The following is a 14617-nucleotide window of genomic DNA, read 5'->3' on the forward strand; positions in this document are numbered from 1 at the left end:
CCGTGCGTTCATCTTCTGACCCGGCCGCAAGGAGCGGGCGCGGGGCGCTTCACGCGTTCGTGTCGGCGGCACCCGGAATCTTTGCCGGCACTGGACTCTCGGTAGGGGGCGGTAGCTCTCGACCTTGTCGGTGAGGCGGTGGTTCGAACCCTCGCCTCGTTGCCGGCACGTCCATGGCGTCACAGACCGCGTGCCACACCTCACGCAGATTCTGGCCCTGCTCCACGGCTTCGAGCACGGAGCAGTCGTTCAGGGCTGCCAGCACCAAGCCCTTCGACAGTGAGCTGGAGTACGCGGGCCCGAACTCGTCGTCCATCAGCGCCCAGAACTCACGCACCGGCATCGTCGGGCCTCATCCGGAGGGGCCGAACCGTTCCACGCGGATGTCGTGTGCTGGCACACCGAGGGAGTCCAGCAGCATGGTGACCGCGTCGCAGAACGCCGGGGAGCCGCACACGAACGCCGGCTGACCGACCTGCACCACGGGGGCGAGGTCGTCGACGGTCAGCCGTCCGACGCCTCGAGAGTCGCCGGGTGGGGCGGTGCGCGTGTAGACCACGTGCACTTCAGGTCCGGTGAGCTCGTCGGCGTAATAGAGCTCGTGGGGAGACCGCGCCGACACGACCAAGGACATGGTGTCGGGACGGCCCGCTGCTCGGGCGGCGCGCAGCATCGACATCAGCGGCGCGATGCCGCTGCCGCCGGCTACTCCCAGAATTGGGGTGGTGACGTCCCAGGCGAAGTGACCGCCGATGGGGCCGCGGATGTCCACGGTGTCACCGACATCGACAGCGTCGTGCAGGAACGTGGACACCTCCCCGTCGGGGAGCCGTTCGACGGTCACCTCGAGGGGGTCCTGGCCAGGTGGGGACGCGGCCGAGTACGCGCGCTGCGCGTGGTATCCGTCGTCAGCGGTCAGCCGAAGGATGAAGTGCTGGCCGGCGACGAAGTCGTGCGGTCCAGCAATCTGCAGCTGGAACGTCTTCGCCTTCGGGGTCTCCTGACGCACGCCGATGACCGTGGCCGTTTGCCACGGCTGGACCGGGGGGACGGGGGTGGTGACGAGCCGGTCCATCAGTCGCCCTGGTAGCGCTGCTCGCGCCACGGGTCGCCACGGTCGTGGTAACCGTTGCGTTCCCACAGCCCGGGCTCGTCGTGGTCCATCAGGGAGAGCCCGGAAACCCACTTGGCGCTCTTCCAGAAGTACAGGTGCGGCACCAGCAGGCGGGCCGGGCCGCCGTGCTCGAGGGGCAGCGGTTTCCCGTCGACCGTCCAGGCGACCCATGCCTTTCCGCCGGTGACGTCTTCGAGCGGGAGGTTGGTGGTGTACCCGGTGTGGGAGCGCGCCATGACGTAAGCGGCGGCGGGCTGGGGCCCGGCGAGCTCCAGGAGGGTGTCGACGGAGATGCCGTTCCACGTCATGTCGAATTTGGACCACGTGGTCACGCAGTGGATGGCGCCTTCGTACGTCGACGGCGGCATCTTGTGCAGGTCGGACCAGGACCAGGTCTGGGGTCGGTCGACCAGCCCGTCGATGTTGAACGTCCACGTGGCGGTGTCCAGCCGCGGGGTCGGTTCGTAGCTCAGGACCGGCCAGCCGTCGCCGGTGTTGTACTGCCCGGGCGGGAGCCGGGGGTCGCTGCGGTCCCGGCGGGTGAATCCTCGGGTGACTGCCATGGTCTTGACCTGCCTTTCGTCGGTGCGGGGTGTCAGGACGGGTCTGCGCCGTGTGGTGCTACTTCTGCCTCGAGCATCCACGCGTGCTTCTCCACGTCAAGCACGCTCTGGTTGAACAGGTCCGCGGTCGGGGAGTCGAGGGCCTCGATGGCCGTGTGCGCGTGCCGCAGAGCTTCGGCGACGAGCCGCAGGCGTGTGCTGAGCGCGCGGGCGACTTCCTGGGTCGAGCGTGGACCCTCAGCTGCAGGTAGCAGCGTCGACGCCAGAGCGACGACGCCAACGCGGGCGTCCGGGTACGCGCCCAGGGCGCGCATCCGCTCGGCGAACGTGTCCGCCGCGTCGCGGGCGAGGTCCACGATGTCGTCCAGGTGGGCGTGCAGGGACCGGAAGCTGCGCCCGACGACGTTCCAGTGCGCCTGCTTGGCCTGCAGCTGCAAGTCGACCATCAGGACCAGGGCGCTCTGCAGCGCCTGGCAAACCGTGTCGTCTGCGCCCGGCGGCACGCGGGGCGTGTACGACGGGGGCGCGGCCTGCGTGCTCATCTCAATGCTCTCCTTCTCTGACCGTGTCTACGGCCTGGCGATGTCCGTGGGTGGCGTGATTGCGCCGGCGCCTGAGGGCGATCGCTTTGTAGTGGTCGCGCCCGGGCGGATCTTTCGTCGGCGGGGGCGTTGTGCCCGGCCACCCTGGGCGGCTCGCGTGACACCGCTTCCCGGGTTCGCGTTGTGCCGGCGGCTGTGAGCGGGCGCCACCGCAACAGCCAGTCACCGCGCAGGGAAGATCTGCCATTCCAGCGGCACACATGTCAGGAATGACACCACTGGCTGAGAAGGAGCTTCACGATGCCCGACCGAACCAACCCATCGGCAGTGCCCGGCATTGACGGTGCGACGGTCCGCCACGACGACGCCGGCGGGTTCTACGAGGTCCTCGTCGACGGCGTCTCTGCCGGGCTGCTCGTGTACGGGCTGGAGGGAAGCCGCCGGGTCTTCACCCACGTGTTCATCAACGAGGAGTACCGGGGGCACCGCCTGTCCACGCTGCTCGTGCGCACGGCATTGGACGACATCCGCGCTGCGGGCGGCACGGTGACGAACTACTGCCCGGTCGTGGGTCGCTTCGTCGACCGGCACGCCGAGTACGGGCCGGTCATCGACGCCGGGCAGCCGGGTCGATGGCGACGCAGCAAGAGCGACGTGAACGACCCGTCACGGGACCTGGCCCCAGGTCTGCCGAGCCGCCCGTAAAAACGAGGGCTGGGCCGGCACCAACAGGCCAAGGCGTCGGCTCGTCCGACTGCATAGCGAAGCAGTGCGCAGGGCACGGAAAGGCAGGACCGGTGACAGACACTCGCCGCGGTCGCCCCCGGCTGACTCTCGTAGGTTGCCCTCCGTCACCGGTCGCAGCCGACCCCGGTTCCCGGGACATCGAGCCGGACAGCACTGGCGACCCGACGCCCGAGTATGGCTGTGGCGACCGCACCACCGCGTGCGCGACCAACACTGGCATCGACCCGGGGCAGGTCACGACGGCGACGACGACCCTGCTGACCGCCCTGGGTATCGAAGACCTGTTGGGGACCAGGGCCGCGCAGATGGCGCACGCGCTCACGCAGATGCTGACGCGGCAGTCGCTCGACATCGCGGTGTCCCCCAACCGGGCGGAGTACGAAGAGCTCATCGTCAGCAAGGGCATCGGTTTCCGCGCCCTGTGCGAGGAGCACATGCTGCCCCTGTCCGGGGTGGTCCACATCGGGTACATCCCCGGCGACTTGCTCATGGCGGCGACCGAGCCGGCGCGCGTGGTGAGCTACTTCGCCCGGCAGCCGCAGTCGCCGCAACAGCTCGCCTCCCAGGTGGCGCACTGGCTGGAGCGACAGCTCCACCCTCGGGGCATCGGGGTGGTTGTCCACGCGGACCACACCTGCGACGGGGACCTCGGCATGTTCGAACCGCGGGTGACCGTGTCATCGACGCTACTCGGCCAGGTCCGGGAGACCCCGTTGCTGCGCACCCACTTCCTGTCCTTGACCAGCAGCCGCTGACCCCACGCAGAGCCGCACTCCGACGCCTGGACTGTGTCGGGAATCAAGCAGCCGGTGCCGGCACGCCCAGTCGGCGGGCTGCGGTAGGTCGTACCGCAAAGCCCGCCGACGGGGGTCCCCTTTCGAAGGCTGTGGGGACGGGTCAGGCGTCGGACTGGCTGCGCCGGGGCAGCTTCCAGCCCGGGCGGACGAAGTGGCAGGTGTACCCGTGCGGGATGCGCTGCAGGTAGTCCTGGTGCTCAGGCTCGGCTTCCCAGAACGCGGATGCGGGTGTGACCTCGGTGACGACGGGGCCCGGCCACAGCCCGGACGCGTCGACGTCGGCGATGGTGTCCAGCGCCTGCGCGTGCTGCGCAGGGCTGGTGACGAAGATGGCCGACCGGTAGCTGGTGCCACGGTCGTTTCCCTGACGGTTGAGGGTGGACGGATCGTGGATCTGGAAGAAGAACTCCAACAACTCCCGGAACGACATCACGTCGGGGTCGAACTGGATCTCGATCGCTTCGGCGTGGCCGCTGTGGTTGCGGTAGGTCGGGTTCGCGTTGTCGCCGCCGGTGTACCCGACGCGGGTGTTACGTACGCCGGGCATCTTGCGGATGAGCTCCTGCATCCCCCAGAAGCATCCGCCGGCCAGGATGGCGACCTCGGTCGCCGGGCTGGTGTCTGCAGTGTTGCCTGAGGGCGTGTCCGTGATGGTCATGCGGTCTCCTGTGGGTGTGGCGTGGCTGAATGGAAGCGAGAACGGTCAGGGACTCCAGCTGGCCGGTCGGTGGTGCCTGTGTGTGGGGTGCCTTGGCTGCCCTACGGGAGGGGGACGCAACACCTCCCGTAGGGCGGCCAGGGGGCACCGGCACCGTGCTGGGTGCTGGTGCACCGGCCGGGCAGGCACCGGCTCGGTCAGTTGCGGCCCGCCATGATGCCCCCGTCGACGTTCACGATGCTTCCGGTCACCCAGCTGGCGTCATCGGAGAGCAGGTACGTCACGGCGGCAGAGATGTCCTCCGGCGTGCCGATGCGGCCCAAGGGGTGAACGGTATCGAAGGTGTGCAGCGTGTCGTCGAGGCCGTCCTTGGGCAGGAAGCCCTCGTACAGGGGCGTAGCCACCACTGCCGGTGCGACCGCGTTGACCCGGATGTGCTCGCCTGCGAGCTCGATGGCCAGGTTATGCGTCAGGGAGTGCAGTCCGGCCTTGGCCATGGAGTACCCGGAGGACGGGGTCGCAGCGAGGGCCTGGTGGGCCCACATGGAGCCGATGTTGACGATGGACCCGCCGCCGTGGGCGATCATCACCTTGGCGACGCCTTGGGTGAGGAAGAACGTGCCGCGGTTGATGTCCATGTAGGAGTCGTAGGCAGCGACGTCGTAGTCGAGGAAGCTCTTCGGGATGAAGAACCCGGCCGAGTTCACCAGCATGCTGGTGTCGGGGTGGTCGCGGGTGATGGTGTCGACGATGGTGCCGACCTGGGTGGGGTCGTTCAGGTCCCCAGCGATGGTGGCGACCTTGGCGTCGTCACCCAGTGACTGGACTGCCTCGTCCAGTTTGTTCTGGTTGCGGCCGACCAGGACGGCGGATCCGCCCTCGGCGACGACGGTGGCGGCGGTGGCCAGACCCATGCCGCTGCTGCCGCCGGTGACGACCAGTTTGCGTCCGTCGAATCGATCTGACATTGCTGGAACCTCCGGTTCAGTTTCGGCTCGGCCCGTGTGGGCGCGGCCCTTTTCGTTGTGTGGAACTGTGGAGGTAGGTGCCGGACGGGCGATGTTCCTTACCGGGCCGGCTCGTTTTCACGAGAGCGATAGGCGCGCATGCTGGTGCCCTGCCAAGCGATGACACCCCTGTAGCCCGGTGCGGCGGGCTCCCGGAGGTTGTGGACGGGATGGTCCGCCTCTATGCCGGTGTCCTGTCCGCCAGCTATCGTCATTGCGTGCCCAGTGACCAGGGTCAGCGCGCGCCGCGGCTGACAGCTCGTGGTGCTGCTACGCGCGCCCGAATCCTGCAGGCAGCTGACGAGCTCATCCGTGTTCACGGGGTGAACCGCACCCGCCTTGACGACGTCAGGGCGGCAACAGGAGTCAGCAAGTCCCAGCTCTACCATCACTTCCCCGACAAGGAGGCGCTGGTGGCGGCGGTCATCGCTCGCCGCGCTGAGGTCATCCTCGAACGCGAGACCGCCCTGCTCGGCCGGGTGGACTCCATGCGTGGCCTGGAACGGTGGAGGGACGCCGCAGTGAACCGGGTGGAGCTGAGGCGTGGCGCGCATGGGTGCGCCCTGGGGTCGCTGCTCAGTGAGCTGGCTGACCAGGACGAAAGTGCCGTGGTGTCGCTGACCGAGCACTTCCACACCTGGCAGATGCTGATGAGGGGTGCACTGGACCGGATGCAGGCGAGCGGAACGCTGCGACCCGAGGCGGACACCGAGCGGCTGGCCACAGGTCTGATGGCGGCGCTCCAGGGTGGATACCTGCTGTCACAGGCTGCTCACAATGCCTCGCCCATGGCGGCGTCGCTGAACATGGCACTGGAACACATCGAGACGTATGCCGGAAAGGCCGCCTGACTTCTGCCCAGCCCGGCCGGCCGAGTTATGGAGTACTGGACGTCCGTGTCTCGCAGACCTGATCCGCCGGGTCCGAGGCGCCGCCGGACCGGGCGAACGCAAGGGAACTGCGGGCCATCGAGGGAACCCATCGCCGGCCCACGACTCACTGCCACGAACTGTGGCGGACGTCAACCTCGTCGCACGAGACGGTTGGTCTGTCCGCAGGCCCTGCACACCCAGCCGCGTCCGGAACATCGAGAATCGGTACGGTGCGAAACTCCACCGCGATTGCATACCCCCACCCCATGTGTCCGTGCAGGTCACCGGCGCAGGAGTCCGACTGTCACGGCCGTTGACACCCAGATTTCCCCACCCATTCCCCGCCGCCCAAATCGGCGTTGCGTTTCCGCTGGTCAGAGGCTTGGCGATTCGGCGGCAAATCCTTCTGTTGCACATACCCTGCCCGGTAATGACAGAGGGCATCTGATCCGCGTTTCCGCAGGTCAGATGCCCTCTCGTGCACTGGGTGGCAGGTGAAGGATTCGAACCTTCGAAGCTTTCGCGATGGATGTACAGACCGACGTATGCCGCCGGCTCACCTTCAGCTTCTCGGCTCGCCGGCGAACTTCGCCGCGAATTCCCCACAAACACTCGACGTCCACCGGCGCCTTCCAGCGCCCGCCGGACACGGCGAGCGGTCAGGCGGCCAGCCGCCGTGGGGGCCTCGGGGCGCGAACTTTGGGGGCACAAGTGGAGCACACGCGTTCCCGTCGAACGACCCTTGCATCTCGCAAGCCGGCCTCGCATGTGGGCCTCGCTCGCGAGCTGACCCGCTCATTGCGAAGGCTTCCAAGGGTCACGGCAAGGAGTGACGACGTGCTCAATGCGCGGCGATGGAGTGCATGGAGTGCATCGCGACGGAGCGCGGGAGCACAACCGGGGCACAAGCCACGCCCTGCGCTCCGGCGCGCCACGCCCTGCGCTTCGGGACGGCTATACAGACCGGCGTATGCCGACCGGTCGCCAACGGTTTCCCGGATCACCAGCGAACTTCGCCGCAATTTCGCCACAGACACTCGAACCCAGCCGATGTCCGCCAGGGCGCGTCAGGCACTGGTGAGTTGGTTGAGAGTGCCGCCTTCAACAGCGCTAAGCCGCAGGAAGCCGCTCGCCGGACTACGGGCCGTGGCGCATGTCTAGTGGTCCCGGCCGTGACCCTTGCGATCCAAGAGCATCTCGGCCAACCGCAGGCCGATCAGCACGCAGGCGGGCATGGTGGGGACGGCGACGATGCGCGGCATGATCGTGCTGTCAGCGATGCGCAGGTTGCTCACGCCGTTCACGCGCAGCTCCCCGTCCACGACCGCCTTGTCGTCTTTGCCCATCCGGCAGGCCCCCGACGAGTGGAAGTACGTCGTGGCCCCGTCGCGGACAAAGTTGGCCAGTTCCTGTCCGTGCAGCTCTGCCCCCGGCGCCACCTCACGGACGACGAACGGCTTCATCGCGTCACTGCTCGCGACCGAACGCGCGATCGCGATGCTCCTCTCGAGCGCGGCGACGTCGTCGGGGTGGCTCAGGAACTGCATGTCCACGATCGGACGATCCGAGGGGTCGGCCGAGCGCAACCTGACAGTCCCGCGGCTCTTGGGTGCGACGAGGCCGCCACACAGCGCCCAGGTGGTCGGCGGAGGTGAGTACCGTGCGGCGATCACCTCGCTGGCGTAGGGGATCTCGATCTGCACCAGGCTGACGTCCGGCAGCTCGAAGGACGGGTCGGTCTTGTAGTAACCCGACACGTTGGCTGCGCTGTTGCGGTACTCGAAGGCGTCAGGCGCCTCATACAGGCACCCGCCGTGGAGGATGTGGTCCTGGACGTTCTTGCCGACCTCCGGAGCGTGCTGGTGCACGGTGATGCCGTGGCTGCGCAGCTCTGACGTGTCACCTATCCCACTGAGCATGAGGAGTTTGGGGGTGTTGAACCCGCCCGTGGACAGGACGACCTCACGGTGCACTTCGAAGGTGACGGGCTTGCCGTCGCGCACGGCCCTCACGCCGACCGCACGCTTGCCTTTGAGGAGGACCTTGGTGACCTCGGTGTTCGTCAGGAGCGTGACGTTCTCGCGGGACAGCACGGGGTAGAGGAACGCCCGCGCCATGCTGTTGCGTCGGCCCTCCTTGATGATCTGGTTCATGTATCCGAAGCCGTTGCCCGTGATCTCGCGCTCGCCATTCAGGTCGTCGACGACCGGAAGTCCTACTTCGCGGAAGCCGGCGAGGGCGGCAGTGGCGAGGGGCAGCGGATCCGCTGAGGGCTGCACCCAGACCGGCCCACCGGTACCCCGGAACTCCGGGTTGGGCTTGCCCTGCCAGTCCTCGATGCCCTTGAACAGCTCGAGGCTGTGTGCATAACCCCATTGACCATCACCGCTCTCGGCGGCCCAGTGGTCCAGGTCGGCCTTGAACGGACGCGCCCAGATCGTGGCATTGATGCTGCTGCCACCACCGACGACCCGCCCTGTGTGTTCGGGGATCGCCCGACCATTGACGCCCGCGCTCGGGACGGAGACATCGCCCCAGTCACGTGTCGTGCCGAGGTTGGTGAACCACAGCCGTGGATCCAGCACCGACTCGGCACTGTCCCAGTCCCCCGCTTCCAGCACGAGGAACTGCGCGTGGGGCATGGCCGTCGCCAGTGTGCCAACTAGGGCGCAGCCGGCGCTGCCGGTACCCACGACTATGTAGTCGTACTTTGCCTTGAGGTTCTTGGCCCTTCGCACCTGGTTCCGCCCCATGGCACCGAGCTCGTCGGCAAGCGCTGGGGCTGCCTCCATGGTGATCAGCCCGGTCGCCACGGCCGCGGCGATGAAGGTGCGGCGGTTGATGCGTCCGGCGATGAGGCTGCGCTCGAGCTTGTCGAGCTTGTCGTTGCTGTCCATACGATCTGCTCCAAAAGGCTGAAGTGACTCCAAGGGGTACTCACCACCGTGGGTGGGAGCTCTATCCAGGTACCTATGAGTGGCTTCAGGGCACCCACGTACATGGAGGAGGACGATCTCGCTCGGAGCCACGCTGCCTGCTCATCGAGCCTGGGGCGGCGGAGCCTTCAGGACGGGGCGCGCGCGTCCCGTCCTGAAGGGGCTCAGCTCAGAACGGGTACTGCTGGCCCGCCGGCTCGATGGTGATCCACCGCAGGTCGGTGAACTCGTTGATGACTGCCCGACCGTCGAACCGTCCGTGGCCGCTGTTCTTCATGCCGCCGTACGGCGCCTGAGCCTCGTTCTGCACGGTCGAGCCGTTGACGTGGACGTGACCGGCCTGGATCTTGAGCGCCACTTGGAAAGCTCGGTGCGTGTCCCGGCCGAAGACCGCGGCTGCCAAGCCGTACTCGGTGTCGTTGGCAACCCGGACCGCCTCGTCCGTGCCGGAGACGCGGACCACGGTGGTGATGGGTCCGAACGTCTCCTGGTCGTAGATGTCCATCCCGGGGGCGACCTTGTCGACGATGGTTGCGGACATGGCCGCGCCGTCGGCGGCACCACCTGCGACGACGGAGGCACCCTTTGCGACAGCGTCATCGATCATCGAGTTGATCCGGGTGCCGCTGCCCGGCACGATCATCGGGCCAACGATGCAAGCCTCGTTCGTGGTCGGGTCACCGGCCTGCAGGGATGCTGCTCGCTCGGCGAACTTGGCGACGAACTCGTCGGCGACGGACTCGTCCACGACGAATCGCTCGGTCGACATGCAGATTTGGCCCTGGTAGAGGAAGGATCCGAACACAGCCGCATTCACCGCACTGTCGATGTCAGCATCGTCGAGCACGACCAAGGGCGCCTTGCCCCCGAGCTCCAGCAGGACCGGGGTCAGGTGTTCGGCCGCTTTCTGCGCAATGATCCGGCCAACTCGAGTCGAGCCGGTGAAGTTGATGCGTCGGACCGCGGGGTGGGCGATGATCGCTCCCACGACGTCGTCGGCATCCTCGGGCGAGGTGGTGATGTAGTTCAGGACCCCACTGGGCAGACCAGCCTCATGAAAGACCTCGGCGATGATCTGGTGCGACCGCGGGCTGTACTCAGACCCACGGAAGACCACGCTGTTGCCACAGACGAGGGGGTAGGCGATGGACCGGGCAGCGAGGACACCGGCGCCGTTCCAAGGAGCCATGCTGAACACGACGCCGGCCGGCGTGCGGACGGTCATCGAGAGGGTCCCGGGCTTGTCGGTCGGGATGGTCTCACCCTGGATCTGTGTGGCGAGCCCCGCGGCCTCGCGCAGCAGGTTCGAGGTCAGGAACCCGTTGAAGCCCGACCACAGCGCTGCGGCGCCGACCTCCTGCCCCATCGCCTCCATGAGCTCCGGCGTCCGTCGGTCCATGATGTCCGCGGCCTTGAGCATGATCGCGCGGCGCTCGCTCGGACCGGTCTGAGACCACGTCTCGAAAGCAAGCGCTGCCGACTCGACGGCCAGGATGGCGTCATCGACACTCGCCGCCGCTCCACGACTGACGACCTCTCCGGTCAGCGGGTGGAGGCGGTCGAAGGTGCGCCCTTCCGCCGCGTCCTGCGGCTTGTTGTCCACGATCAGTTGTGTCTGCACCGGATGGCCCCTTGTCGACGTTGACGAGTGTGTGGGTGCGCCTGCACCTTGCGTGAAATGTAACTCTCAATCGCAGTAGGGCGCAATAGTGTTACACCCGAATCTTGTCGTTCAGACCGGTGGGGCGTCGAGAACCTGCCCTGTCACGTCGGTGACGAAGGCACAAGCGGCTGGGCCCAGGTCACGGTGCGCTGATCGAAAGAGCTCGTTCGCTTCGCTCCCGTGCCACGAGTCAGGGCGCAGCTCAAGGGGTAGCCAGGGGTCCACGAAGGGGAAGTGCCGGTATGCGGCGATGAGCGTTGTTCGCGCGACGAGGGCTTCAGCCCCCGACAGGGAGCTCGCGGTGTCGGCAACGTGCCGCTGGGAAGAGAGGAACTCTCGGTACCGGTCGTCGATCCGCCCCAGGTCCCAACAACGTCCAGCGAGGTCTCGATCTGCGCGGATGTCGTCGGTCTGCGACCTCATGACCGTGAAGACGACGTCAGGAAACTCGGCGACGAGGGTCTCCAGGTGGCCCGACCCGTGACGTGGCGACAGCCACGTGCTGGTCGTGAGCTGGCCGAACCCCAGCCAGGAGAGTTGGCGCCGCAGGCGATCCCGGGTCAGTCGGTCCGGGGTCTCGCTCTGGTGAATGACCGTCGTCCAGGTGCCGTCCCACTCCTCTTCGTAGTCGGCGAAGATGCGAGCACGGCCCTCGTCCAGGACTGAGAGCAGGTGGGCACCCAGCATGTAGATGGTTTCGCGCCCATTGCGTCGCGTCGTGAACCAGCCTTCCTTGCGCAGGCGTGAAAGCGTCACGCGAGCAGTTGCCGGCTCTATGCCGAACGCCGCCAGGAGCGCGACGAGGTCACCGGCCTTGACCTCACTTCCGCTGTAGCGGAGGTAGTCGCCGAACAGGTCCAGGATGACCGACCGCGGTTTCATCGTGGGCTGGTCGAAGCCGTTGGTCGCGAGCTGGGCCATCTACACACCGTACTGTCGTCGGACGGACGGACAGGGAACCTCTGGGCGAGAAGGGGCGCGTCGCGTGCACGCACGACCGTCCTCAACACGGTCCGTGCCATGCGTCAGAGCCAGCGCGGGGCCACTGGGCGTGGGTGCTGGGTCGTGGCACGCTCTCGCCCCGAGGCCCAGCCGACGATCTGCTGCAGGGTCCCGGCGACAACCGATTCGCCGTCTCCCCAGTCCAGCGAGTCATCGTCGGTGACCCTGATGCGCAGGGACTGTCCGTCGCCTCGCTGGTCCCACATCCCTGTGATGTCTCGGAGGAGACGCTCGAGGACTGCACGCGGCACCTCCTGGACGTCTCCCCCGTTGCGCAGGTCGATGGCGTGTAGCCAGACCTCGCGAGTGCGCATCCACACCGTCTCGGTCAAGGGGACGATGCGCCCCTGGGCAGTCTTGACGGTGTGCAACCACGTTTCCGGTGGGCAGTCGCGCCACGCCACGTCGAGCGTGATGGCCGCATGGGTGTGCAGATGCCGCAACGCTCGTGGGGGCTGGGTGGCGCCCGCTTCGATCTCCTCACCCCGAACGGCTGGCGAGGCGTACATGGGAGTCTCGATCCCAGTGGTGGCCCAGTCCACCAAGCGGGTGATCGCCCTCGCGTTGTACCCGACATGGGCGACGACGTGACGCCTGCTCCACCCGGGCAACAGCGAGGGTTCGTCGAGGTCGTCGTCGCCGAGCCGCTCGAGGAGGCGACTGAAGTATGCCGTCCCACGGCGGGCCACGAGGAGCTGCTCGAGCATCGTCGGGTCGGTGGCCAGATCGTGACGCTCTGGCATCAGCCGACCGCTGGGGCGATGGTGGTGTCGAGTTCCCCTATGCCGTCAATGTGGACCCTTACCCGGTCGCCCACGGCGAGGAAGACGGCAGGGTTCCGGGCGCGGCCGACCCCGCCAGGCGTGCCGGTCAGGATGATGTCGCCGGGATCAAGGGTCACCATCGTGGAGATGTAGGCGACGAGCTGGGCGGGGGTGAACAGGAGATCCGCGATCGCGTGGTCCTGCATGACCTCGTCGTTCACCGTCGTGGTGAGGCGAGCTGTCTGCAGGTCGACTTCGTCAGCTGTCACCACCACCGGACCGACAGGAGTGCTCGCCTCCCAGATCTTGCCCTGCATCCATTCGTTGGTACGGAACTGCCATGCCCGCATCGAGATGTCGTTGGCGACGGTGTAGCCGGCGACATGATGGCGTGCCTCTGCCTCGGGAATTCTCCGTCCGCCGGTCCCGATGACGACGACGAGCTCACCCTCCCAGTCCAGCTCTGGGTCCTCGTTCACGTACTCGACGTCGTCGTGGGGGCCGGTCAGGGTCTGCGCGAACTTCGCGAACAACGTGGGGTACTGCGGTAGGTCGCGCCCCATCTCGGTGATGTGGCTTCGGTAGTTGAGTCCGACACAGATCACCTTGCGTGGCTCGAGGACTGGCTGCGCGAACACTGCCTCATAGGCCGTGACTCGTCGTCCCGCAGCGGTGCTCGCCACCGCCCGCCACTCGGGGTCCGCAAGGAGGGCACCGAGATCGGCTATGCCTTCGATCACCGTGTAGTAGGCGCCGCCGCCGTCCAGGACCGCCGCGGCAGTGCGCGGGGCTCCAGGGTCAGATGTGTGGAGGCGCAGCGTCGCGAGCTTCACAGAGTTCCTTCCTCGACGAGCGTGCGCTGGAAGCCGAGCTTTTCCATGATCGGCTGGTCGCCGAAGGAGAACAGATCGAGCGAGGTTTCAGCCTCGATGCGGTGCGGCACCCATGACGGGATGACCACCACGTCACCCGTCTCGACGTCATGCACCTCTTCGGCGATGTGGAACCTGCCTCGGCCTTCGAATACCTGGAAGACCACGGAACCCACGGTGCGCGTCTGTGGGGTCAGGGTGCCTTCCCTCAGGCGATGGAACTCTGCTCGAATCGTCGGCATCACATCGCCCCCGGTCGTGGGGTTGATGTAGCGAACTGCCGCGTGCCCCGGACCGACGGTTGCCGAGTGCCCCTCGTCCTCAAGTGACAGTTGCTCGCTGAGGGCGCGATCGGTGTGTTCCCAGCGGTATGCGGCGATGGGTGAGTTCACCGTCTCGCGGAGTCCGGTGAGGGGACGGAGACCGGGGTGGCTCCACATTCGCTCGGAGCGGGACACCGACGGTGTCGACTCGTCTGTCACCCGATCCGTTCCGAACTCGAAGAACCCCGTGTCGGTGTAGTGGACGAAGGGGATGTCCAGGCCGTCGATCCAGGCCATGGGCTGGTCGGTCTCGTTGTGGTGGCCATGGAAGTTCCACCCGGGTGTGAGGAGGAAGTCGCCGCGACTCATCCGCACCGGGTCGCCGTTGACCACGGTCCAGACCCCTTCACCCTCGACGACGAACCGGAAGGCGTTCTGGGAGTGCCGGTGTTCTGGTGCCACCTCGTGCGGCCCCAGGTACTGGATCGCGCACCACAGGGTCGGCGAGATGTAGGGCCGACCACCCAGTCCAGGGTTGGCCAGGGAGACGGCCCGTCGTTCCCCGCCGCGACCGACGGGAACCAGGTCGCCTGCTTCCTCGGCCAACGGGAGCAGGTCAGCCCACTTCCAGGCGAACGGGACGGCTGAGGGTTGTGGCGAGATCGGCATCAGGTCGCCGATCTCGGTCCACAGGGGCACCATGTGGTGCTTCTCGAACGACCGGTACAGGTCGTCCAGACGCTCCTGCTCTTCAGGAGTGGCCTCCGCGGCCGGGGTCGTCTCATGCATGGCTTGCTCCAGCGGTGTCGTCTCGGTT

At 67.1% G+C, this 14617-nt stretch carries 15 protein-coding genes; 3 read left to right on the forward strand and 12 right to left on the reverse strand.

The window, feature by feature from the left end:
• Positions 1-49: 49 nt before the first annotated feature.
• Genes AC1DXJ_RS03905 through AC1DXJ_RS03920 form a run of 4 tightly spaced genes read right to left on the reverse strand, consistent with a single transcriptional unit; the run spans position 50 to position 2219 of the window.
• Positions 50-343, reverse strand: coding sequence for a DUF3046 domain-containing protein (locus tag AC1DXJ_RS03905; RefSeq protein ID WP_477636349.1), 294 nt, complete (start codon positions 341-343; stop codon positions 50-52).
• 9 nt (positions 344-352) lie between these two features.
• Positions 353-1075 (reverse strand): FAD-binding oxidoreductase, encoded by a 723-nt coding sequence (locus tag AC1DXJ_RS03910; RefSeq protein WP_477636350.1) that lies wholly within the window; start codon positions 1073-1075, stop codon positions 353-355.
• Complete coding sequence (locus AC1DXJ_RS03915; RefSeq protein WP_477636351.1) at positions 1075-1677, reverse strand: sulfite oxidase-like oxidoreductase; 603 nt, start codon at positions 1675-1677, stop codon at positions 1075-1077. Before AC1DXJ_RS03915 ends, AC1DXJ_RS03910 begins: the two co-directional genes overlap by 1 nt.
• Positions 1678-1709: 32 nt before the next feature.
• Complete coding sequence (locus AC1DXJ_RS03920) at positions 1710-2219, reverse strand: Dps family protein (protein ID WP_477636352.1); 510 nt, start codon at positions 2217-2219, stop codon at positions 1710-1712.
• A gap of 282 nt (positions 2220-2501) precedes the next feature.
• On the opposite strand from AC1DXJ_RS03920, the gene AC1DXJ_RS03925 reads away from it, so the two are divergent.
• A complete protein-coding gene (locus AC1DXJ_RS03925; protein WP_477636455.1) occupies positions 2502-2924 on the forward strand; it encodes a GNAT family N-acetyltransferase in 423 nt (140 codons plus the stop codon).
• A 92-nt stretch (positions 2925-3016) separates the two neighbouring features.
• Positions 3017-3721 (forward strand): GTP cyclohydrolase I, encoded by a 705-nt coding sequence (locus AC1DXJ_RS03930; RefSeq protein WP_477636353.1) that lies wholly within the window; start codon positions 3017-3019, stop codon positions 3719-3721.
• A 142-nt stretch (positions 3722-3863) separates the two neighbouring features.
• On the opposite strand, the gene msrA is transcribed toward AC1DXJ_RS03930, so the two are convergent.
• Both msrA and AC1DXJ_RS03940 read right to left on the reverse strand, forming a co-directional pair.
• Positions 3864-4421: a peptide-methionine (S)-S-oxide reductase MsrA gene (gene msrA / locus AC1DXJ_RS03935; protein WP_477636354.1), complete on the reverse strand. Its 558-nt coding sequence runs from the start codon at positions 4419-4421 to the stop codon at positions 3864-3866.
• 197 nt (positions 4422-4618) lie between these two features.
• Positions 4619-5389 (reverse strand): SDR family NAD(P)-dependent oxidoreductase, encoded by a 771-nt coding sequence (locus AC1DXJ_RS03940; protein WP_477636355.1) that lies wholly within the window; start codon positions 5387-5389, stop codon positions 4619-4621.
• A gap of 257 nt (positions 5390-5646) precedes the next feature.
• On the opposite strand from AC1DXJ_RS03940, the gene AC1DXJ_RS03945 reads away from it, so the two are divergent.
• On the forward strand, positions 5647-6279 hold the full coding sequence (locus AC1DXJ_RS03945) for a TetR/AcrR family transcriptional regulator (protein WP_477636356.1): 633 nt from the start codon (positions 5647-5649) through the stop codon (positions 6277-6279).
• Positions 6280-7457: 1178 nt separating this feature from the next.
• Here AC1DXJ_RS03945 and AC1DXJ_RS03950 read toward each other — a convergent pair.
• From AC1DXJ_RS03950 to AC1DXJ_RS03975, 6 genes are all read right to left on the reverse strand, one after another.
• Positions 7458-9197, reverse strand: a complete 1740-nt coding sequence (locus AC1DXJ_RS03950) for a GMC family oxidoreductase (RefSeq protein WP_477636357.1) — start codon at positions 9195-9197, stop codon at positions 7458-7460.
• Positions 9198-9405: 208 nt separating this feature from the next.
• Positions 9406-10857, reverse strand: coding sequence for an aldehyde dehydrogenase (locus AC1DXJ_RS03955; protein WP_477636358.1), 1452 nt, complete (start codon positions 10855-10857; stop codon positions 9406-9408).
• 111 nt (positions 10858-10968) lie between these two features.
• Positions 10969-11820: a PaaX family transcriptional regulator gene (locus AC1DXJ_RS03960; RefSeq protein WP_477636359.1), complete on the reverse strand. Its 852-nt coding sequence runs from the start codon at positions 11818-11820 to the stop codon at positions 10969-10971.
• 104 nt (positions 11821-11924) lie between these two features.
• Positions 11925-12644 carry a maleylpyruvate isomerase family mycothiol-dependent enzyme gene (locus tag AC1DXJ_RS03965; RefSeq protein WP_477636360.1) on the reverse strand — a complete coding sequence of 240 codons (720 nt, stop codon included), beginning with the start codon at positions 12642-12644 and terminating at the stop codon, positions 11925-11927.
• Complete coding sequence (locus AC1DXJ_RS03970; RefSeq protein ID WP_477636361.1) at positions 12644-13498, reverse strand: fumarylacetoacetate hydrolase family protein; 855 nt, start codon at positions 13496-13498, stop codon at positions 12644-12646. The genes AC1DXJ_RS03965 and AC1DXJ_RS03970 overlap by 1 nt, the downstream gene beginning before the upstream one ends.
• Positions 13495-14589 (reverse strand): cupin domain-containing protein, encoded by a 1095-nt coding sequence (locus tag AC1DXJ_RS03975; RefSeq protein WP_477636362.1) that lies wholly within the window; start codon positions 14587-14589, stop codon positions 13495-13497. Before AC1DXJ_RS03975 ends, AC1DXJ_RS03970 begins: the two co-directional genes overlap by 4 nt.
• Positions 14590-14617: the final 28 nt, after the last annotated feature.

Source organism: Pedococcus sp. P2_D9 (genome assembly GCF_056404275.1).